This is a genomic window from Ureibacillus terrenus, assembly GCF_006569205.1.
GTDB classification, from domain to species: domain Bacteria; phylum Bacillota; class Bacilli; order Bacillales_A; family Planococcaceae; genus Ureibacillus; species Ureibacillus terrenus.
Genome location: NZ_VIGD01000003.1, coordinates 113,133 through 134,207 on the forward strand (window position 1 = coordinate 113,133; position 21,075 = coordinate 134,207).

At 43.4% G+C, this 21,075-nt stretch carries 24 protein-coding genes; 3 read left to right on the forward strand and 21 right to left on the reverse strand.

Going from position 1 to position 21,075, the window contains the following annotated elements; all coding sequences use genetic code 11:
- Nucleotides 1-49: 49 nt before the first annotated feature.
- The 3 genes from lepA to gpr all read right to left on the reverse strand — a co-directional run bounded on the left by lepA (nt 50) and on the right by gpr (nt 4,023).
- Complete coding sequence (gene lepA / locus FKZ59_RS03530) at nt 50-1,882, reverse strand: translation elongation factor 4 (protein WP_141601362.1); 1,833 nt, start codon at nt 1,880-1,882, stop codon at nt 50-52.
- 260 nt (nt 1,883-2,142) lie between these two features.
- The gene (gene spoIIP, locus FKZ59_RS03535; RefSeq protein ID WP_141601363.1) at nt 2,143-2,946 is read right to left on the reverse strand and encodes a stage II sporulation protein P; all 804 of its coding nucleotides are present in this window, start codon (nt 2,944-2,946) and stop codon (nt 2,143-2,145) included.
- A 42-nt stretch (nt 2,947-2,988) separates the two neighbouring features.
- Nucleotides 2,989-4,023, reverse strand: coding sequence for a GPR endopeptidase (gene gpr, locus FKZ59_RS03540; protein WP_141601364.1), 1,035 nt, complete (start codon nt 4,021-4,023; stop codon nt 2,989-2,991).
- A 153-nt stretch (nt 4,024-4,176) separates the two neighbouring features.
- Between gpr and rpsT the strand changes: the two genes are divergently transcribed.
- Nucleotides 4,177-4,437, forward strand: a complete 261-nt coding sequence (gene rpsT / locus FKZ59_RS03545) for a 30S ribosomal protein S20 (RefSeq protein ID WP_141601365.1) — start codon at nt 4,177-4,179, stop codon at nt 4,435-4,437.
- A gap of 113 nt (nt 4,438-4,550) precedes the next feature.
- Here the strand turns inward: rpsT and holA are convergent, their stop codons facing one another.
- A complete protein-coding gene (gene holA / locus FKZ59_RS03550) occupies nt 4,551-5,561 on the reverse strand; it encodes a DNA polymerase III subunit delta (protein ID WP_141601366.1) in 1,011 nt (336 codons plus the stop codon).
- A 173-nt stretch (nt 5,562-5,734) separates the two neighbouring features.
- Between holA and FKZ59_RS03555 the strand changes: the two genes are divergently transcribed.
- Nucleotides 5,735-5,899, forward strand: a complete 165-nt coding sequence (locus FKZ59_RS03555; RefSeq protein ID WP_141601367.1) for a YqzM family protein — start codon at nt 5,735-5,737, stop codon at nt 5,897-5,899.
- Between the two features lie 47 nt (nt 5,900-5,946).
- On the opposite strand, the gene FKZ59_RS03560 is transcribed toward FKZ59_RS03555, so the two are convergent.
- The 11 genes from FKZ59_RS03560 to FKZ59_RS03610 form a co-directional block, all read right to left on the reverse strand.
- On the reverse strand, nt 5,947-8,235 hold the full coding sequence (locus FKZ59_RS03560) for a DNA internalization-related competence protein ComEC/Rec2 (RefSeq protein ID WP_246045805.1): 2,289 nt from the start codon (nt 8,233-8,235) through the stop codon (nt 5,947-5,949).
- A complete protein-coding gene (locus FKZ59_RS03565) occupies nt 8,219-8,788 on the reverse strand; it encodes a ComE operon protein 2 (protein WP_141601368.1) in 570 nt (189 codons plus the stop codon). Before FKZ59_RS03565 ends, FKZ59_RS03560 begins: the two co-directional genes overlap by 17 nt.
- A gap of 38 nt (nt 8,789-8,826) precedes the next feature.
- Nucleotides 8,827-9,468, reverse strand: coding sequence for a helix-hairpin-helix domain-containing protein (locus FKZ59_RS03570; protein ID WP_141601369.1), 642 nt, complete (start codon nt 9,466-9,468; stop codon nt 8,827-8,829).
- An 82-nt stretch (nt 9,469-9,550) separates the two neighbouring features.
- Nucleotides 9,551-10,291, reverse strand: coding sequence for a class I SAM-dependent DNA methyltransferase (locus tag FKZ59_RS03575; RefSeq protein WP_246045807.1), 741 nt, complete (start codon nt 10,289-10,291; stop codon nt 9,551-9,553).
- Nucleotides 10,284-10,631 carry a ribosome silencing factor gene (rsfS, locus tag FKZ59_RS03580; protein WP_141601370.1) on the reverse strand — a complete coding sequence of 116 codons (348 nt, stop codon included), beginning with the start codon at nt 10,629-10,631 and terminating at the stop codon, nt 10,284-10,286. Before rsfS ends, FKZ59_RS03575 begins: the two co-directional genes overlap by 8 nt.
- Before the next feature lie 59 nt (nt 10,632-10,690).
- On the reverse strand, nt 10,691-11,254 hold the full coding sequence (gene yqeK, locus FKZ59_RS03585) for a bis(5'-nucleosyl)-tetraphosphatase (symmetrical) YqeK (RefSeq protein WP_141601371.1): 564 nt from the start codon (nt 11,252-11,254) through the stop codon (nt 10,691-10,693).
- Nucleotides 11,241-11,813: a nicotinate-nucleotide adenylyltransferase gene (locus FKZ59_RS03590; RefSeq protein WP_141601372.1), complete on the reverse strand. Its 573-nt coding sequence runs from the start codon at nt 11,811-11,813 to the stop codon at nt 11,241-11,243. The genes yqeK and FKZ59_RS03590 overlap by 14 nt, the downstream gene beginning before the upstream one ends.
- Nucleotides 11,814-11,835: 22 nt before the next feature.
- Nucleotides 11,836-12,129 (reverse strand): ribosome assembly RNA-binding protein YhbY, encoded by a 294-nt coding sequence (yhbY, locus tag FKZ59_RS03595; RefSeq protein ID WP_141601373.1) that lies wholly within the window; start codon nt 12,127-12,129, stop codon nt 11,836-11,838.
- Between the two features lie 17 nt (nt 12,130-12,146).
- Nucleotides 12,147-12,968, reverse strand: a complete 822-nt coding sequence (gene aroE / locus FKZ59_RS03600; protein ID WP_141601374.1) for a shikimate dehydrogenase — start codon at nt 12,966-12,968, stop codon at nt 12,147-12,149.
- 18 nt (nt 12,969-12,986) lie between these two features.
- Nucleotides 12,987-14,090 (reverse strand): ribosome biogenesis GTPase YqeH, encoded by a 1,104-nt coding sequence (yqeH, locus tag FKZ59_RS03605; RefSeq protein WP_141601375.1) that lies wholly within the window; start codon nt 14,088-14,090, stop codon nt 12,987-12,989.
- The gene (locus FKZ59_RS03610; RefSeq protein ID WP_141601376.1) at nt 14,090-14,608 is read right to left on the reverse strand and encodes a YqeG family HAD IIIA-type phosphatase; all 519 of its coding nucleotides are present in this window, start codon (nt 14,606-14,608) and stop codon (nt 14,090-14,092) included. Before FKZ59_RS03610 ends, yqeH begins: the two co-directional genes overlap by 1 nt.
- A gap of 261 nt (nt 14,609-14,869) precedes the next feature.
- On the opposite strand from FKZ59_RS03610, the gene sigK reads away from it, so the two are divergent.
- Nucleotides 14,870-15,595: an RNA polymerase sporulation sigma factor SigK gene (sigK, locus tag FKZ59_RS03615; RefSeq protein ID WP_141601377.1), complete on the forward strand. Its 726-nt coding sequence runs from the start codon at nt 14,870-14,872 to the stop codon at nt 15,593-15,595.
- A gap of 279 nt (nt 15,596-15,874) precedes the next feature.
- On the opposite strand, the gene mtnN is transcribed toward sigK, so the two are convergent.
- From mtnN to FKZ59_RS03645, 6 genes are all read right to left on the reverse strand, one after another.
- On the reverse strand, nt 15,875-16,567 hold the full coding sequence (gene mtnN, locus FKZ59_RS03620) for a 5'-methylthioadenosine/S-adenosylhomocysteine nucleosidase (RefSeq protein WP_141601378.1): 693 nt from the start codon (nt 16,565-16,567) through the stop codon (nt 15,875-15,877).
- A gap of 62 nt (nt 16,568-16,629) precedes the next feature.
- Nucleotides 16,630-17,289: a YrrS family protein gene (locus FKZ59_RS03625; RefSeq protein WP_141601379.1), complete on the reverse strand. Its 660-nt coding sequence runs from the start codon at nt 17,287-17,289 to the stop codon at nt 16,630-16,632.
- A 153-nt stretch (nt 17,290-17,442) separates the two neighbouring features.
- Nucleotides 17,443-17,931 carry a transcription elongation factor GreA gene (gene greA / locus FKZ59_RS03630; RefSeq protein WP_141601380.1) on the reverse strand — a complete coding sequence of 163 codons (489 nt, stop codon included), beginning with the start codon at nt 17,929-17,931 and terminating at the stop codon, nt 17,443-17,445.
- Between the two features lie 274 nt (nt 17,932-18,205).
- Nucleotides 18,206-19,486 (reverse strand): peptidase U32 family protein, encoded by a 1,281-nt coding sequence (locus tag FKZ59_RS03635; RefSeq protein WP_141601381.1) that lies wholly within the window; start codon nt 19,484-19,486, stop codon nt 18,206-18,208.
- Between the two features lie 16 nt (nt 19,487-19,502).
- Complete coding sequence (locus FKZ59_RS03640; protein WP_141601382.1) at nt 19,503-20,435, reverse strand: peptidase U32 family protein; 933 nt, start codon at nt 20,433-20,435, stop codon at nt 19,503-19,505.
- A gap of 6 nt (nt 20,436-20,441) precedes the next feature.
- Entirely contained in the window at nt 20,442-21,074 is a 633-nt protein-coding gene (locus FKZ59_RS03645; protein WP_141601383.1) for an O-methyltransferase, read from the reverse strand.
- Nucleotide 21,075 lies beyond the last annotated feature (1 nt).

Genomic DNA, 21,075 nt, shown 5'->3' on the forward strand with positions numbered 1-21,075 from the left:
ACGAAGTGAATCCCCATGCGGATCCACTTCGTCTTCGTTCAGCCGATCGTCATTTTTTATTTTCATCATCCATTTTCAAGACAGCCATAAACGCTTCCTGAGGGATTTCAACGGAACCGACTTGTTTCATCCGCTTTTTCCCTTCTTTTTGTTTTTCAAGAAGCTTGCGTTTCCGCGAAATGTCGCCGCCATAACATTTTGCCAAGACGTTTTTGCGCAGCGCCTTGATTGTTGAACGGGCGATAATTTTCGTTCCGATGGCCGCTTGCACAGGCACTTCGAATTGCTGGCGAGGAATGAGATCTTTCAACTTTTCCACAAGGGCTTTTCCCCGTTCATATGCAAAGTCGCGATGGACAATAAAGCTCAAAGCGTCCACCTTTTCCCCATTTATCAAAATATCCATTTTTACAAGTTTGGATGGCTTGTAGCCAATCAATTCATAGTCAAAAGAAGCATAACCTTTCGTACTGGATTTCAAATGATCGAAGAAATCATACACGATTTCAGAAAGAGGCATTTCATAAATCAGGCTGACGCGCGTTGTATCCAGGTAATCCATATTGATAAAAGTGCCGCGCTTTCTCTGGCACAATTCCATGACAGCGCCAACATAATCATTCGGCACCATAATGGTCGCCCTCACATACGGTTCCAGCACTTGGTCAATTTTTTGGGTCGGCGGCATCAACGATGGATTGTCCACCTTCACCTTTGTGCCATCCGTAAGCTGCACTTCATAGATTACCGATGGCGCAGTTGTGATCAGATCGAGATTGAACTCCCTCTCAAGGCGTTCCTGGACAATTTCCATATGCAAGAGGCCCAAAAAGCCGCAGCGGAATCCGAAGCCCAGGGCCTGGGAAGTTTCCGGTTCGAACTGTAATGCGGAATCGTTCAGCGCCAATTTTTCCAACGCATCCCGCAAATCGTTGTATTTGGCCGTATCAATCGGATAAAGACCGCAGAACACCATCGGATTCAATTTCCGGTAACCCGGAAGCGGCTCTTTCGCCGGACGGTCCGCATGGGTGATCGTATCGCCGACATTCGTGTCACTGATATTTTTAATCGAAGCGGTAATGTATCCGACATCTCCAACCGTCAATTCCTCCATAGGCACGACTTTCGGTGTATGTACCCCGACTTCGACCACTTCATATTCCGCACCTGTCGCCATAAAGCGGATTTTATCTCCGGGCTTGACCGTGCCGTTGACAACCCTTACCAATACGACAACGCCTTTGTAGGAATCATAATAAGAGTCAAAAATCAGCGCCTGCAGCGGTTCGTCCGGATCTCCGGAAGGCGCCGGAATCTTTTCCACGATTTGCTCCAACAGCTCATCGATCCCGATGCCGGCTTTCGCGCTCGCCAGCACCGCATCTTCCGCATCCAGCCCTATCACATCTTCAATTTCTTTGCGCACTTTTTCAGGGTCTGCCGCGGGCAAATCGATTTTATTGATGACCGGCAAAATCTCCAAATCGTTATCGAGCGCCAGATAAACATTCGCAAGCGTCTGAGCCTCGATTCCCTGCGCGGCATCCACGACCAAAATGGCCCCTTCGCAAGCAGCCAAACTTCTGGACACCTCATAAGTGAAATCGACATGCCCCGGAGTGTCAATCAAATGAAAAATATATACGTTTCCGTCTTTTGCCTTGTATTTTAATTGAACGGCATTTAATTTAATGGTAATTCCCCGTTCCCGTTCAATGTCCATGGAATCCAGCAGCTGATCTTTCATTTCCCTTTCGGTTAATGCCTGCGTTTTTTCCAAAATGCGGTCCGCCAACGTGGATTTCCCATGGTCGATATGGGCGATAATGGAAAAGTTTCTGATGCGTTTTTGGCGTTCTAATCGTTCTTCGCGATTCATATCTCCACTCCTAACAAATGCCTCCATGCGACGGGCTTGTCCATATCGCAGGAGGCTTAACCTTTCTCTATCAAAATTGATTTTAGATTTTTCCCAAATGATTATACAAAAAATGATAAACTAAGTTGAATTATACTATGAAGTATAACGAAAGCACAATAATAAACAAGTGTAGTAAATAAAGGAATACAAAATTCTTCAATATACAAAAAAATAGCGTTTAATTATGAAACTTAAACGCTACAAGAAAGAAATGAAAATTATTTTCGGGCCAAGCCGTTTGCTACCGCCTGGGCCAGTACCGCAGCCGTCCGGTACACCTCATCTTCAGTATTGTCGATTCCCCCGATTTCAATTAAAACGAATTCCTTCGCCAGGTCCTGGTTATAAACTCCATCCACTCCGGTCCCTTTTTTCTCAATAATTCCTTTGGAAATATTGGGGATGATTTGATTCATGGCATTGCTGATGGATTGGGCAACCGCTTTATTATGCTTATAGTTCGGATTCTCCGCGCCGATGACAAAAGACGCTTTTGCATAGGAAACGTCTTTATGGACAACGGTCGTTTTATTGCGGGAAGTGGAATCCCGATGAATATCCAGAATCAAATCATAATGATTGTTCTTTAATTCTTCGGCAATATAAGGCCTAGCCGTTTTATATGCTTCATGAAAACCCTTTCCTTTTTGCTTCATGACGTCCATTACATCCACCTGGAGGGTTTTCGCCGAAATCCCGTTCAATCGGAAATAATCTTCGAACAGCTTATGCATCGAAAATAAATTTGTTTTGCTGTCATACACGGCGACCATTCCCTTTTCGTTTTCCAACAATGGCTTATAAGTTTCATGGGAATGGGTAAATACGAGCAGCACTTTGTAAGCGTCTGCCGGAGGCGCAACATCAGACACTACCAAATCATTGGAAGCAAAGAGAATTTTTTCTTCTGGCGCAGCAGGGACAAACTTTTCGTTGTTTGGAAACGGCAAAAGTCCTATCACAATCGGTAACGAGAAAAAGAACAGCAGCGTGAATACAAGTCCTTTAATTTTTCTTACCATAGCATCCTCTCCTTCCACTACGATATGGAAGGAAGAGAATTTTTAGAACTGGTTGACTCTATTCTCTATCCATTGGAAGAGGCAATTGCTGATCAATGTTGAATATTTCGTCATCCAAAGGTCCACTTCTTTAGGAGTGACGATTAATCTTTGGGAATCGGATAAAAGCACTTCTTCGAACAATTGTCTCCGTTCCGCTTTCGACCAGGTCGACCATTCGCCGAATATCGGCCGTACAAGATTTAAATCGACTTCCCCTTCCGTGTCGGAAGTCCATGTTGTGACAGAAAGTTTTCCGGAAGGTCTGTCTTTTTCCTGGATTTTTGTCGCAATGGAACGAAAAACTTTATCCACCGCATCCGCAATGATGACTGTCGCATCCACCACCGTCGGAACCCCGATCGCTGTAACGGGCACCCCCAATACTTCCTTAGAGATTTCAGCCCGTTGATTCCCGACGCCCGAACCCGGATGGATGCCGGTATTTGTAATTTGAATGGTTTTGCATAATCTGGAAGATCCCCTAGTCGCCAATGCGTCGATGGCGAGCACCAGGTCCGGGCGGATTTTTTCAGTCAGCGCATGGACAAATTCGCTTGTTTCAAAGCCCGTTTGTCCCGTAACTCCAGGGGCGTATAAAATGAATTGTTCGACATGGTTTTCCAACTGTCTTGCCTGCATGGCATCAATCGTTAATGGACCGATGGCATCCGGGGTAATCGTTCTGTTTCCAAGACCGATGACCAATACTTTGCTTTCCTTCGTCAGCGGAATGTCTTGATGAATTTCATCAATGTATTTGAGGAAGGATTGTTCCAGCTGCTCCATTCCCTCATGATCTTCAATATTCAGCGAGGGAACCGTCAAAGTGATATATTGCCCCTCTTTTTTTCCTATTTCTTTCGAGCCCTCTTTATTGACAAGCACTTTTGTCACTTTTACCCGTTTCTCGGTATATTCTTCAAAAATGACACCTTCCGACTCATCCAATTTCTCTTTTTGCTGTTTCGTTTGGTGTTGGACGACCTCTTCCGTCTCATCGATCAGGTCTGTTCGATACCAGTTGGTTTCTTGCATTTTAATCACCTCTTTTCTATCATGGTCATTCTGTCAAGTAAATATTCTTTAGTTATGTATTGCAATTATAGGTATCCTTTTGTATAATGTTTTTTGTTGTATTGACAAAAGTTTTAGAGAAATTGTCATCTCGTTGGTTTAGGAGGTGAAAAAATGCCAAATATTAAATCAGCAATCAAACGCGTGAAAACTAGCCAAAAAGCTAATGCTGCAAATTCTTCTGCAAAATCAGCAATGCGCACAGCAGTGAAAAAAGCGGAACAAGCTATCGCAAACAAATCTGAAAACGCTCAAGAATTGGTGGTTTTAGCATCTAAAGCTCTTGACAAAGCTGCAAGCAAAGGAATCATCCATAAAAATACGGCAGCCCGCAAAAAATCTCGCCTTGCAAAAAAATTAGCGAAAGCGAACTAAAATAAAAAGATCAATTGTTCTTACGACAATTGATCTTTTTTCTTGGCATGATCATGCTTCCAAAAAGAAATTAGGCCGCAGTATGATAGCCTAATTTCTTTTTTATATGCCTTCTACAGGCTTTTCATTAAGAACATTTCCAAATATCTTTCCCTGTTTCCCCCGGCCGTTTTCAATTGCAGATCGATTTCAGCAAGCTCATTTAGCGCTTTCAGCAACCGCTCTTCCGTTGGCCGGTCCTTTCTTTCCAGCATCAGCTTTACCCTGTAAGGATGGATTTTTAATTGTTTTGAAATATGGGCTGGCGGGTACCCTTTTTTATGAAGATAATAGACGCTGTTCATCGTTCTGATGTTGTTTGCAAGCAAACCTACCAATTTGATCGGCTCTTCTTTTTGCCGCAATAAATCATGATAGATTTGCAGCGCTTCCGAAACATTGCGGGCAAAATAGGCATTCAGCATTTTAAACGCATCATGTTCAAGGGTTTTGGCGACAAGATCTTCCACCACATCTTTTGTAATGTTGTTTTCTTCTCCCAAATAAAGGGCCAATTTCTCAATCTCCATTTGAAGCTGGTTCATATTTCCCCCGACCATTTCAACGAGCTTGTCCAACGCTTCATCTTCAATCGTTTTCCCCCATCTTGCGGCCTCGCTACGGATCCAGACCGCCAAATCTTTGTCATCGAGGGATTCTGCGTGAAGCATGACGGTTGTTTCCTTCATGAGCTTTGTAATTTTTTTCCGTTCGTCCAGTTTTTCATATGGTGCTGTAAAGATCGTCACCGCAAAATCGGAAGGGTTCTTTAGCCAGTTTTCCAGACGCTTCAAGTCATGGTCGATTTTTTCCGCCCCTTTTTCGGCAGGTTTCAAAAAGGCTGCATTTCTTGCAACAATCAGTTTCCGTTCAGATAGAAAAGGAAAGGTATCCGCTTCTTCCATCACAAAATCGACCGGCGTTTCTTCCAGGTCGAATGTCGTCATTTCCACTTCTTCCTGTCGGCTTAGCGCGTTTTTGATGCGTTGAATGGTTTCATCGATGAAATACGTTTCCTCCCCGTAAATGCAATAAACAGGGTCGATCTTCCCGTCTTCAATCTCTTTCCATACTTTCACAAACATTTCGCAAACCTCCAAGTTGTTCGTAAACAATAGTATACACGATTTGCAGGAAGAACTGTATTTTTTGTATAAAATGTGTCAAAATGAAAGAGAAAAGTAAGAGAATTTCAACAATCTGATATAGCTTTTTATACACTATTGACTTATAATGTTTTTGAGTAGGAGGTTATCATATGGCACATCTTAACGAAAATCATGTGACACATAATCCATTCGAAGGCGAAAATGCTTCTTGCAAACGCAATGATGCAGTAGACGCCGGAGTAGGCTTCTTGGTATCATTCATTTTCTTTGTATTAATGTTCGTTATTGCAATCATTGTTGATGCAGTTGCGTAATTCTTAAAAAATAGAGTGTAGACAAATGTCCGTCTACACTCTATTTTTTATTCCTGTTTGTTGCTTGATGTCACTCTCATCGTCTGATTCTTTACAGTGATTTCAATCGTGCCCGCGTCGCCTGTCGTCATCGTTTTTAAACCGTATTGATGAAACCGTTCCACCACTTCCTTATGAGGATGGCCGAAGCGGTTGTTTTCGCCGGCGCTGAAAATCGTAAGCGCCGGCCGGAACCGTTCAACAAATTCTTCGCTGCTTGATGTCCTGCTTCCATGATGCCCCGCTTTCAGCAAATCCAATTCGGGCAGCGTCGGATATAAAGCGATCAGTTTCCGTTCTCCTTCCGCTTCCAAATCCCCCGTAAACATTGCGTCAAATCCTCCCTTTTTCATGTAAAGAACCAGGGAATCATTATTCCCTTCATACTCTGCATCCTGAGGCCACAGGTATTGAAAGTAAACGTCCCCATCCTTCCATGAATATCCCGCAATTTGTTCTTTGATGGGCACCCGCTGCTTTTTTGCTACGTCCAATAATTCCTTCATCACTGGTTCGGATAAGGAGGAAGGTGACACATGAATCTCTTCCGCCCGAATTTCTTCCAATATTTCTTCCGCCCCTTCCACATGGTCGCTGTCGGCATGGGATAAAATGAATACATCAATTTTGGAAATTCCTTTCCCCTTCAAAAACGGTACGACAATTTGCTTTCCCACCTCAAACGGCTCCCGTTGCTTCCATTCTTCTTGGCCAAAACGCAGAACTCCTCCCGAATCAATCACATATACCTTTCTCCGATATGGGAGTTCAATCACTATGCAATCCCCCTGCCCCACATCCACAAAGTTGATGACAAGATGGGGATTCACTTTTCCCTGGAAATAAAGCAACAACAGCGGAATACATAAAACTGGTACAACTGCTCTCCAATTTGCCCGGCAATCCAGTAAGTATAAAGCAATGAAAATGCTGATATAACAAATGCCCATCAGCAACAAGGATGGCTTTCCTGGCATCCACAGCTGATAAGGCAAGGATTGCAAAAAGAAAGTCATCTTTGCAATCATCATGCGCAAAGGCTCATAAAGTTCAAAAAAACATCGGGAAACTGGGTCTGGGAGAAAGGAAAGAAAGAGAAGTACAATATTGGTTGGCAAGATTGCAAAGGAAAAGAGAGGCACATATATCAGATTGGCGAATAACGAGGAAATGCTTAGTTCATAGAAATGGTACAGCAACAGAGGGTATACAATGATTTGAGAAAAGAAAGTGACATAAAACGATTTCGCCCACCAGGATTTTTGGGTTTGCAGAAAGTTGCTAGAATACACCAGACCGGCCGTTGCCAGGAAAGAAAGTTGAAACCCGATTTGATAAATCGCCCAAGGTTCCAGTAAAACGAAGCCGATAAAACTGATTGCAAGGGCGTCATCCACGGCAAGCCTCCGCTTCCATCGGGAAATCATAAGGAGTTCGGCGACCGCCACCGCTCTCCAGACGGATGGGGCTCCTCCGGCAAGGATTGCATAGCCTGGAAGGAGAGACATAAGCAAAATTGCCGCCAGTTCCCGCCTGATGCGCAGCCGGATCAGACTCTCAAACACAATCCAAGACAACACCGCGATGTGCAATCCGGATATGGCAAACAAATGGGTGATTCCCAGCTTTTGATAAGCCCGTTTTGTTTCATCCTCCACATCTTCCTGCAGGCCGATGAGCAGGGCCTCCGCTTCAGGCGCCAAAGAGGAAGGAAAAGTTTCTTCTATATGTTTTTCAAGAGAAAACCGCATCTGGTTTATAAACTGGTGCAAAGAGCCCGCCGAACCAACATATTGCATCGATTCGACTTTGACAATGCCCATGGCGCCATGACTTTTTAAATAATCATTCATATCAAAGCTGTAGGCATGATGGGGCCTTTTCGGCTCCTCCCATTCACCATCTATCAAAAATTTCCTACCAGCCAAAGGCATTTCTTCAAATCGCCTTTTCTCTTGTTCGGAACGCAATTGATACTTGACGTACACTTTCCTCCCATTTTCGTCTTTCATAAACCCTTTTACAAGATCCCCATTTATTTTATAATCGGCCGTCCATGCGTAAAACCCGGGCAAAACAGCCGGCTTTTCAATTTCATTCAATAGGGACGAAAAATAACCGAAAGATGCGATGCCGGATAATAAAATGGCAGCCATTAGGAAAGGATGAAACTTTTTGTAATGGGCATGTAAAACGATCGGAAAAAGAAGGAGTAAAAACAATGGGGTCTCATGGGCGCCAATGGAGGCAACGAGCACAGCCAAGGCCAAATAAACCCATTTATGTTTCAGATCCAAACAGCTCCTTCACCTTCTGTTCGTACCGGGATAATTCTTTTTCGTTTGCTCCCAATTCACGCAGCTTGTCCAGCAAATCGACCATCAATTGATACTTTTCCTGCCTTAAAAAATCAATTTTTGTCTCATCAAACGGAACATGGACCACTTGCACCCCGGCTTTTTCAAATAATTCGATGGCATAAGGGTCATTTTTATAATCGCTTGCATAGTATACATTTTGGATTCCGGCCTGAATAATGGCTTTGGTGCAATGCAGGCAAGGAAAATGAGTGACATAAATATCCGCGCCCTTCGTCGGAATGCCGTATTTTGCACATTGCAGGATTGCATTCATTTCTGCGTGGATGGTGCGCACACAATGATGATCCCGGATGTAGCATCCCTGGTCGATGCAATGCTCAGCACCGGAAATGGAGCCGTTATAGCCGCCCGCAATAATGCGTTTTTCCCTGACGATTGTTGCTCCGACGCTGAGTCTTGGACAGGTGCTGCGCAATGCCAACAAATGGCTTTGTGCCATAAAATATTGATCCCAAGTAATTCGCTCCATATGATTACCTCCATAGTCATGATTCATCGAAATAACGATTAAACGGTAATGAGGTCTTTCAATTTCTCAAAAGTTTTTTCCCCGATGCCGGAAACATTTTTGATATCCTCGATATGTTTAAATTTTCCATGTTCTTCCCGATACTGGATAATCGCTTTCGCTTTGGAAGGACCGATTCCAGGCAAAGTCGTCAGCTGGGATTCATCGGCCGTGTTGATGTTCACCAGTGTTTCTTTACCGCCGGATGGCTGGGTTTGAGTGAATACTTGTCCAATGGATCGCTGTCCCTCCACATCCGGGGTCTCCCCTTTTTTAGGGATGTAGATCACCATTTCATCCTGCAATTTTTGTGCATGATTAATATATTTGGAATCCGCTTCTTCCAGATATCCGCCCGCCAATTGAATGGCGTCGATAATCCGGTCTTCGTTTGTCAATTCATAGACACCGGGAAATTTTACGGCTCCTTTTACATCCACAACGACTTTTGTTGAAGAGGTTTCTTCCGTTTGAAGGGTTTCGTTGTCAGTGAGAGCTGGCTCTTGAGGAATGGTTGAAATGAGTTCCGCTTCATCTGAATGGTCTTGCTGAAGAAATAAATAAATCCCAATGATGAGGCAAAGGATTCCGGGTGCTGCCAATATTTTTCCATACTTTTTGAGAAAGTCTTGGAAAATCATAGAGCACCCCTCTTCATTGTCAGAAGGTAAATCATATGGAGCTACTTTTATCATATCGATTTACCTTCTTGTTGAAAAGATGCTATTTGACCGCGCGAATGAAAATCCGTTCACTCGTTTCGCAAGGAGCTTTGTTTTCCCAGTCTGCCGTTATGAAAACTTCATCAAACCCGGCTTCTTTTAACCACGCTTCATACATTTCAACCGGGAAAGTTCTTTGAACATGTTGCTCGTCAAAACGTTCATACAGTCCCGTTGAATCATCCAATACAAAAAATGTGATGTCATGTTGAACGGAATGCGGCGCTTCCCTTTTTTCGGTGTACCAAATATAAACGATTTCTCCATCATCATACGTAAAAGGGCTTTCCAAAAAGATTTCGTTCATTTTGTATATGGAATGGATATCAAAAAACAGCTGTCCCCCGGGACGCAAAGAAGCGAAAATCCTTTTGAACGTTTCTTTCACTTGGTGTTCCTCTTGCAAATAATTAATAGAATCAATCGGAATCACAATAACGTCAATATCTGAAAATCCTTCCAGCTCTTCCATCGACATTTGATAGAACGGAATCGCTAAACCGGCTTCCTGGGCCCGCTGCTGGGCAACCGCCAACATCGAATCGGATAAATCAATCCCGCTTACTTTGTACCCTGCCTGTTGAAATAAAATCGATAATGTTCCCGTCCCGCAGCCGACATCCAATAATGCAGGATATTTTGAGCTTGGCGCAAACATGGCTACCCATTCCACATACTTTTCATATGGAATATCCTGCATCAGCACATCATATACTTCAGCAAAACGTCCGTAACTATTCACTTGCTATCGGCACTTCGATTTGTGGTGCATCTCCCCATAAACGCTCCAAATTGTAAAATTGGCGGTCCTCTTTATTGAAAATATGCACAACAACATCGTTCAAATCGATTAATACCCAACGGGCGGCGTCAAAACCTTCGACCCTTTTCACATCAAATCCGTTTTCTTCAACTTTATCGATCACTTCCCTTGCAATTGCCTGGATTTGACGTTCGGAATTGCCGTGGCAAATAATAAAATAATCAGCCAACAAAGAAATATTTTTCATATTTAATACCACAATATCTTCCGCTTTCTTGTCATCCAAAGCTTTATACACTACTTGCAACAAATCCGCCATTAAACAAATTTCAACTCCTTTTGCTGTTTACTAATTATTTTTGTAAAACCATCAGTAAGCTAAACCAAAGATTTATAATAATCGTTGTAACACTCGATGGAATCAGGGAAAATCGGCAATTTGCATTCCACCAAAAAGGCCAGGGAATGACGGATGCATGCCCGCATCGCTTCATCCAGGTCCTGCCGCGCTTTTTCCCTCAAAACCTCAATGCCGTCAAATTTCCGGTTTGGTTCGATCATGTCTGCGATATAAACAATTTTTTCCAACTTAGACATATTTGCCCTGCCCGTTGTATGATAACGGATGGCATTTAGGATATCTTCATCCGTAATGTGAAATTCATTTTCCGCAATCCACGCGCCCACGGGACCGTGCAAAATCTCCGGACCCCAATCCAAAAGTCTGGCATCAAGGCCGTTCTCTCTGACAATCGTTTTCATCCATTCTTCATCCGCATATTTGGCCACATCGTGCAAAATGGCAGCGGTTTCTGCCGCTTTTGTGTCTGCACCGTATTTTTCGGCCAATTGAATTGCCGTCTCCATTACTCCTATTGTATGAATAAATCTCTTTTCCGGCATCCGCGATTTAACTCGTTCCAATAATTCATTTCGCCCCATAAAGACCTTCCTTTCGTATGTATGCTTCCACTTCCGGAGGGAGAAGGAATCTCAGCGTGCCGCCTGTCGCAAACCGTTTGCGAATAAGCGTGGAAGACAGCGCAATTTCTGGAGCTTCAACCATGATAATGTCATAGGACGTCTGAGATTTCGTACCCGGCCTTCTGATTCCGACAAATTTGACAAGCTCCAAAAGCTCGTCGATTTTATGCCAAGTATGAAGAGTATCAATCATATCCCCGCCAATGATGAAATAAAATTCCGTGTCCGGCTCTCTCTCCTTCAAAGCTACCATTGTATCGTAAGTATAAGATACGCCGCCCCGTTCAAGCTCTATTGTTTCAACGGTAAATTCCTTGAACGGTTTCACCAGCAATTCCACCATACGAAGCCGATTTTCGGCCGTCGAATCTTTTGGCATTGTTTTGTGCGGGGCAATGGCATTGGGCATAAAGCGGACTTCATCAAGCTTTAAAGCATGATACACTTCATTTGCCATAATTAAATGTCCGATATGCGGGGGATTGAAAGTTCCCCCCAATATGCCGACTTTTTTCATCATGAACACCCGACTTTAAACATTATTTAGGTAATTGGATTCGTTTATTTTTCGTTGACTCTTTATATAGCACGACCGTGAGGCCGATCAATTGGACAAGCTCGGAATTTGTCCCTTCAGCCAACGCTTCCGCCACTTCATGTTTATCCATTTCGCAATTGTCCAAAATGCGGACCTTTATCAGTTCTCTCGCCTCAAGCGCATCTTCTATTTGGCGAAGCATTTGTTCGTTTACTCCGCCTTTTCCGACCTGGAAAATCGGAGTCAAATGATGGGCCTCCGCCCGCAAAAATCTTTTCTGTTTTCCGGTAAGCATAATTTCCTCCTGGTTGTCTATTTTAATTGTTCCATCAATCTTTTCATCATTTCTTCCGTATCCGGATATTGTCCAAGCCAGTGCTTAAAAGCGATTGCCCCTTGGTGGACAAACATTCCCAATCCTGTCACGATTTTTGCTCCGCGCTTTTCAGCTTCCAGCAAAAATGGCGTCATTAAAGGATTATATACGATATCCGCTGCAATCGCCTCTTTTTGCAGCCCGTCCAGCGAAATTGGAAGCCCGCTTTCCCCGGTGGATAACCCTAACGAAGTCGCCTGAATGACGATGCCGTACTGAGACAGCTGTTTTTCCGCTTCTTCCAGGGAGAGCGCGGTTCCGCTGCCGAGTTCTTGTATGATGCTTTCCGCCTTCGACACGGTACGATTGGCAATATCAACTTGTTTATAGCCATATTCTTTCAATGCAAAAGCAATCCCTCTGCCAGCACCACCTGCACCTATGATCAGCACCTTATTCTCCTTATGCTTTCCAACCGCTTCCTCCAGGGCATGAACAAAGCCGGCACCATCCGTATTATATCCTTTTAATGTGCCATCCTCTTGTCTCACAACCGTATTGACGGCGCCCATTTTTTCTGCCATCGGATCAAGTTCGTCCAAATATTGGATAATCTCTTCCTTATGGGGTATTGTTACATTCCATCCGCTTGCCCCGAGCAATTTTAAAGCGGCCACCGCTTCCCTTAAATTCTCCCTTTTGACATGGATGGGAATATATGCCGCATCGATTCCCATTTCCTGAAACCACGTATTATGCATAAAAGGGGATTTTGAATGTTCAATCGGATCGCCAATCACGGCAAACCATTTTTTCATCTTCCTACCTCTCTCTCTTTAAATTAACGAAGGCCGAACGAATACTTCTACACCTTTTGGTGCATGGCAGGCTACGACGGCCGGCGAATGCTGCACGGTAATCCATCCAAGTCCCGAAATCACAATATCCGTTTTGCCTTGCTTAATGGAAAATTCATGACGGACAAATTCCGGCAACCGGTCCAAATATTCTTCGGAAGGGGGAGACAATAATTTCCCTTTATGTTCCTGATACAATCCGTCCGCTTTTACCAGTTTCGTGCGATGTATAGGCAGATCGTTCGAAACATATATTGTAAATGAATTACGGTTGCCTTTAATGTAGTCAAAACGGGCAAGACCTCCAATAAACAAGGTCTGTTCAGGGTTTAATTGGTACACTTTCGGCTTAATCTCTTTCTTCGGTGTAATATATTTGAGCTCGCTTTCGTGGATATGATGGGCCATTTGATGATGATTGATGATTCCCGGCGTATCGTAAATGGCGGTTCCGTCTTCCAGAGGAATCCGGATCATATCAAGGGTTGTCCCCGGAAAATGGGATGTCGTGATTAAATCTCCTTCGCCGGTAACCTTCTTAATGATGCGGTTAATGAATGTCGACTTCCCTACATTGGTGCATCCTACGACAAAGACATCTTTTCCTTCGCGGTATTGTCCAATCGCTTCGATCACTTCATCCATTCCATATCCTTTATGCGCGCTTACAAGTTTCACGTCAATCGGGAACAAACCGTATTCCCGGCAGGCTCTTTTCAACCAACGGATGACTTTTTCTTTTTTCACCGATTTAGGCAACAAATCCGATTTATTGGCCACAAGCAATACCGGATTGTTCCCGACAAACCGGTGAATTCCCGGAATGAAGCTTCCGTTGAAGTCAAAAATATCTACAATTTTTACAATCAATCCGTCATGTTCGCTTAATCCGTTCAAGATTCTTAAAAAGTCGTCATCCGTCAGGCGGACCGGTTGCAGTTCGTTATAATGTTTCAACCGAAAGCATCTTTGGCAAATGATTTCTTCTTTTTCCAAAGTTTTTGGCGGCGCATAGCCCGGTGCCTCCGGGTCTTCCGTCTGGATTTTGACACCGCAGCCAATGCAAATTGGCATTTCAGTCATTATCTTTCCTCCCACATCGTAATTCCTTTTCGTTTTAAAACATTAAACAACCGTTTTTCGAAAAAGCGGTTAAAGCGCGTAACAAAACCATCCGACTCCGCAACGGGCCGGACCAAAAACGTATAGAGTTCGAGCCGTTTCGCACCAAAAATGTCCGTAAGCAGCTGATCCCCTATCATCGCTACTTCTCTCCTGCTTAATTCCAATTTTTCCAACGCCGCTTTATAAGCCAGCCCCAATGGTTTTTTGGCACGGTACACATATGGAATCTCCAGAGGCTCCGCAAATCGTTTCACCCGCGCTTCGCTGTTGTTGGAAGCAATCACGATGCGGATGCCCGCCTCTTTCATGATTTGCATCCATTCCGCAACTTCCTCCGTTGCATCCTTCCGATTCCATTCAATCAATGTATTATCTAAATCGGTGATCAACCCGCGTATTCCTAACTGATACAATTTTTCAGGAGTTATTTCAAATACAGATGTCACAAATTCATTCGGCAAGAATAACTTATACAATAGCCTTTCCCCTTTTTTACAAAATTTCTTTCCCATTATAGCATATCCCTTCAATTTGAAACCTATGTGGACCCTGCATTCGGCAGCAGTTTCATCCTCAAATATAGTACAACATTTGCAACAATTTCTAAACTATCAAATGTTCAACATTTCTATCAACCATTTCACGCATTTTACTTTTTTCTACAGAATGAGCGCAATTACTCATGTTTGCATAATATAGTACATATAATGTCGAAAAAAGCGGAAAGGATGTGGTCCTTGGGCGGCATATTGGCATCTTTGATTCAGCTTTGGCTAGACATCCCCGCGTTTCTAGGATACTTGAAAGGGCAGGCGTTTCATAAGCCCTTTACATCCGAAGAAGAAGCAGAAGCCATTGAACGTTTTCTTGCAGGAGATGAACAGGCAAGGCTTGATTTAATCGAACGGAATATGAGGCTCGTTGCCCACGTTGTAAAGAAGTTTCATCCACCCCATGAACAGCTGGACGATTATATCTCCATCGGGACCATCGGTTTAATGAAAGCGGTCAGCAGCTATACGCCGGATAAAAAAACCCGCCTTGCCACATACGCAGCCAGATGTATCGAGAACGAAATCCTGATGCACTTGCGGGCACAAAAAAAGGTGCAAAAGGACGTATCTTTGTTCGAACCGATCGGCGTCGACAAAGAAGGACAATCGTTGCAAATCCGGGATATATTGCAATTGGATGAAAAACCTGCCGTTGAAAAAATCGAACAAAAAGAAAGTTTTGAACAACTATACTCCTATCTGAAAACACTGGATCCGAGGGAATTGGAGATTATCATTTACCGCTACGGTTTAAATAACGAAGAACCTTTGACACAAAAGGAAATAGCAAAAAAATTGAATATTTCCCGAAGCTATGTATCCCGCATCGAGAAAAGGGCTCTCGTGAAATTGTACCAGCAGTTTAAACATAATCAAAATGAAAGAGAAAGGGAACGGGAAAAAAAGTAAGACACTGAGCCGGCTCATTATTGGAGCGGCTCAGTTTTATTTTTATAAAAAAGAAAAAGCTCATTTAAATATACATTTAAACGAGCTTATCAGTCATTATTTATCAAATTTTGCTAAATCGCTGCTCGCACCGTACCATGCGATAATCCCTACAAGAGCAGTGATGATGACAGAAACTAACATTAACGTTAATTCCATAACTTAACCTCCTCTAAAATATAACACGCCTACATATATATTACTTTTTTCAAAATCATATCGTCAAGACCTTGTCAAAGCTCATAATTTCTCGATGGTTTTTAGAACAATCTCTGTGGAATGTTTGGCGGCCAAAGGCAAAAACTCCTCAAAGCTGATATTCGATTCTTTTCCCGCAATATCGGATAAAGCGCGAATCACCACAAATGGCGTTTTGAAATGATGGCAAACTTGAGCCACCGCAGCGGCCTCCATTTCGCAGGCTTTCATTTGCGGGAAATGGCTCCGCACCGCTTCCACCCGCTCAGGGTCGCTCATAAATGAATCTCCTGAGCAAATAAGGCCGACGCCATATGTGTGCTCCCCGATTTCTTCCACCGCTTCAACCGCCAATTTCACCAAAGATTCATCCGCTTTGTAGGAAGCCGGCATCCTCGGCACTTGCCCCATTTCATATCCAAAAACAGTGCAATCCACATCATGGTGGCGCACTTCATCCGAAATGACAACGGAACCCACTTCCAGCTCCGGATCATATCCGCCTGCGGAACCTGTATTAATGACTACATCAGGGTGAAATTGATGAAGCAGAATCGTCGTTGTCATGGCGGCATTCACCTTGCCGATGCCGCTTTTTAACAATACGATCTCTTTCCCTTTGTATGTACCAGTAGTATATTCATTGCCCGCAATGGTCATGACCTGTTTATCTTCCAAGGCATCCCTCAAAAGTTCCACTTCTTCTTCCATCGCACCGATTACTGCAATTTTCATTTATTTTTCCTCCTCCATATAACATCTATTCCAAAGTAACGGAAAAGAGGAAAAAGGTCAATTCAGTTCTTATATGTTCCGTTAAGTTGTTTTAATATTTCCACCTTAATTGGAATCCAGCCCGCATTGTCGATCCATTTAATGTGTACCCGGTATTTTTTGGATTGATCCTTTGAAGAAACGACCGCAATTGCCCCTTTTCCTGTCCCATCATTTCTTACGGACCAATAAATGATATCGTCTTCCGGAAGTTCAACCGCATTGCGGATGGTGATCAATTTCTCCTCATAATCGATATGCCCTTCCTGGAATGCGGAAACATGCTCTCCTGTTTGTTTCGTCGGAGTCACTTTCCAATTGTTGTTCACGATGACTTTTTCCACATTGGCGTCCTTCGAAGTCGTCACGATGATATCATCACCGTTTTCAAAGCTGTCAGATGCATCTTCATCCCCAAGCTCTCCCGGCTTTTCGCTTTTTTCATTATTCTTATCATTTTCCCCGGCTTTATTGGATTGTTTCCCTTTTCCCGCTTTCATTTCTTGGATCGTTTCCGCATCTTTTGCTTCCTGCTGTTCATCATTCACGATGAAATACACATTAATGACGATTAATGTAAAGACGATGGCGATCAATATATTCAGAATGCGGTTCATTTTCCGCTTATTGTTTGAAATGCGTCTCATTCTCCGGCTTTTCATTTCTTGATTTTCTTGCGGCATACAATTCCTCCTTTCTACTTTTTACATATTACCAAGAAAACGAGAAAATCCATGATCTTCAATAATTTTTTAAGAAAGTTGTTAAAAAATATTACAAATGAAAAAGTCGACAAATTTTTAAACAAAAATTTGTCGACCGTTTACAAAGCGAAATCATTCGTAAGAAGAACGGATGTTGACGATTTTTACTTCCATCTCGCCGCCTGGAGTCGTGAATTTTACTACATCTCCCACTTTATGGCCCATCAACGCTTTTGCAATAGGCGAATCGTTTGAGATTTTCCCCTCAAACGGATCCGCTTCCGCCGAGCCGACAATGACATATTCTTCTTCTTCTCCATCAGGCAATTCCACGAATGTAACCGCTTTACCCAGTGTAACGATGTCAGCTTCATCTTCGTTTTCTTCAATGATCACCGCATTGCGGAGCATATTTTCGATTGCCGAAATGCGGCTTTCTACGAATGCTTGTTCTTCTTTGGCGGAATCGTACTCAGAGTTTTCGGACAAATCTCCAAAACCGCGGGCCACTTTAATGCGTTCTACGACTTCTTTCCGTTTTTCCGTTTTTAAATATTCCAACTCTTTTTCCAATTTTTCTTTACCAGCCAAAGTCATTGGGTATTGTTTTTCATTTGCCAAGACAATCACTCCTTAAGATACATCGCTTTTTTCCAATGCAGTAATGCATGGAGATGCAATCGTTTTCTCTTGCGCAAAAATGTTCTTCTATATGATAAAACCCGGTTATTAGAAAAGCATATGTCGCGTTGGAATCTTTTAGAAGAACCGACGCACGCCCTCTAATAACCGAATTTTACGACTTAATTTATATAATTGTATGGAATGTTAAAATCATGCAAATAATACAATATCCATCATAGTACACATTGAAGCTTGTTTCAAGAACCATTCTCTATTTTTTATGCCATCTTCTCATCATATTGTATGGATGAAGAGGCTGTTCCACTTTAAATTTCACGATTTGGAGCGGATGGTTTGCCACCTCGATCGGCTCGTTATCCTCATTCCACATTTGGCCGACCGTCATTGTAAAAGTATCAATTTCAGGCCCAAAGAATTCAACCTTATCTCCTGTTTTAAAATAGTTGCGCTGCTGCAAAGTTACCATTTGCGTTTCCTCATCATAGTCAAGCACGAATCCGGCAAAATCCCATTCCGGTTTTTTCGCATGGAAACCATACATTTGCTGTTTATAGCTGGGTTCCCCTTCAAAGAAGGCTGAGGCGGTTGCCCGGTTAGCGCAACGGTCCAATTCTTCCAGCCATTCCCGCTTGATTTTGAAGTTTTCAGGATCTGCGCAATAGCTGTCGATCACTTTGCGATAAACGGAAATCACCGTTGCCACATAGTGGATGGATTTCATGCGCCCTTCCACTTTTAATGAGTCGATTCCCAGTTCTATCATATGCGGAATGGATTCGATTAGTTTTAAATCTTTCGGACTCATCGCAAAAGGGGCATCGCCTTGGTTGAACAAAGGAATTTCATTTCCATCCACATTTTCATACAAGTCATAATCCCAGCGGCAGCTTTGGCAGCATCCGCCGCGGTTGGAGTCGCGGGCGGTCATATGGTTGGATAATACGCAGCGGCCGGAATATGCAATGCACATCGCGCCATGAACAAAGGTTTCAATTTCAATATCCACCTTCTCTTTGATTTGGCGGATTTCCTCTGCGCCTACCTCACGGGCCAGCACAATCCGGTCGAGGCCCTCATCTTTCCAGAATTTCACCGCTTTCCAGTTGGTTGAGGATTGTTGCGTTGACAGATGGATTTCCAGCTCAGGCGCCACTTTTTTGCATGTTTCAATAATTAAAGGATCTGCGACGATAATCCCTTTTACGCCGACGTCCGCGATTGCGCGCAAGTATTCTTCTAATCCCGCCATGTTTTCATTGTGGGCGAAGATATTTGTTGTCACATAAACAACCGTGCCATATTTTTTCGCGAATTCCACTCCTTCGCGCATTTCTTCAATGGTGAAGTTATCCGCATTGGAGCGCAGACCGAATTCCTGCCCGCCGATAAATACCGCATCCGCGCCATAATGGACAGCCACCTTCAATTTTTCGAGGCTTCCTGCAGGCGCGAGCAGTTCAGGTTTTTTCGTAATGACGCGTTTCCCGTTGATCGTTTCACGGATGCTTTCATTTTCGATCAATTGCAACATTCAAGCCCCTCCTTTCTTAATACACCGTTTCTTTATAGATAAATCCGGTATCCAGCGGTCTTAACGGCGGCTGGATGGCCGCGATTTGTTCATATAAATCATCTTTGATTTCATCGTAGGCTTCTTCGCCCAGGTCGAAATAAGCATCGATTGCCTGCCGATAAAGTTTTGTCACGGTAGTAATATATTCTTCCGATTTCAAAATGCCGTCAATTTTAAAGGCATCTATGCCCGCTTCAAAAAACTCCGTCAATTCATCGATCAGACAAATATCATTCGGCGAGAAAATATGCGTTCCGTTCATGTCTTCGTAAATCGGATACCGGTTGTTGCGCTCTTTATCATGCAAAAACATGTTTTTATTTTCTTTGCGGTTCTCGACTTCCATCACTTGGCCGCGATATAGGAAGTAGTTGCCCAACAATTTGCGTTTGGATTGGAAAATGCAAGTCATGCCATGTACTTGCACTTCGATTTCATATTTTGAGTTTTCTTTGATTTCCAAGATTTCATCCAAGGATAATTCCCGGGCCAACACTGTCCGTTTTGCGCCTCTTTCTCCCCAATAATTTACTTGAAACCAGTTTGTGGCAGTCGTTTCCGGATTCCAATGCAGAGGAATCGTAATGCCAAACTCCCTCACGGACACAACGACCGCCGGGTCACCGAACAAAATGGCGTCTGGACCGATTTTTTGGAGCTTTTTCAAATATTCGTCCAATTCCTCCAACCGATCATTATGGAATAAAGCGTTGCAAGAAACATATACTTTCTTTCCAGCTTTGTGGATCATCTCAGTTGCTTCCTTGACTTGGTCGATGTCAAATTCCCCGGCAAGGCGCAAGCCAAAGCGTTGCTCCCCAATGAGGAAAGCGTCAGCTCCTGCCTCAATCAAATCTTTTATATGGGACAGTGACTTTGGAGTCACAAGCAATTCCGGTTTTTTCAAATAACTTCACCTCTTTAAACAAATTAACAAACCATCTCCAACAGGAACGAATGTCGTCTGATAATCGGGATGGTTTTTGATCCATTCGGTAAATTCTTTTAATTTGCGAATCATTGAACGTTTGCCTCTTGGCACTTCCTCTACAGGCATGTCGGAAAGCCCGTGCATATATATATTGTCGATATATATGACTCCCCCGGCCGGCACAAGAGGGGAAAATCTTTCAAAAAACCGCATATTTTGGCCTTTTGCCGCATCTATAAAAACCGCATCAAAAACGGATTGGATATTCGCCACATCTACTTCCAATGCATCTCCTTCAATCACCGTAATCCGGTGCACCGCATCTGACTCTCCGATAAACTGCTTCGCCAGTTGAACGCGCTCACGGTCCCGTTCGATGGTCACTATTCGGCAATCCGGCAAAGCCTGCGCTATGCGGAGCGCTGAATAACCGATGGCCGTTCCTATCTCCAACAGCGTCTTCGGCCGCTGAATCCTTAAAAACTGCTCCAATACTTCCATTGCCGGAAGCTGCATAATCGGAATACGGTGCATTTGTGCATATTGTTCCATTTTTACTAACAGGTCATTCCGGGGATGAAGGAAGGATTCGATAAACTTGTCTGAAAACTCCATG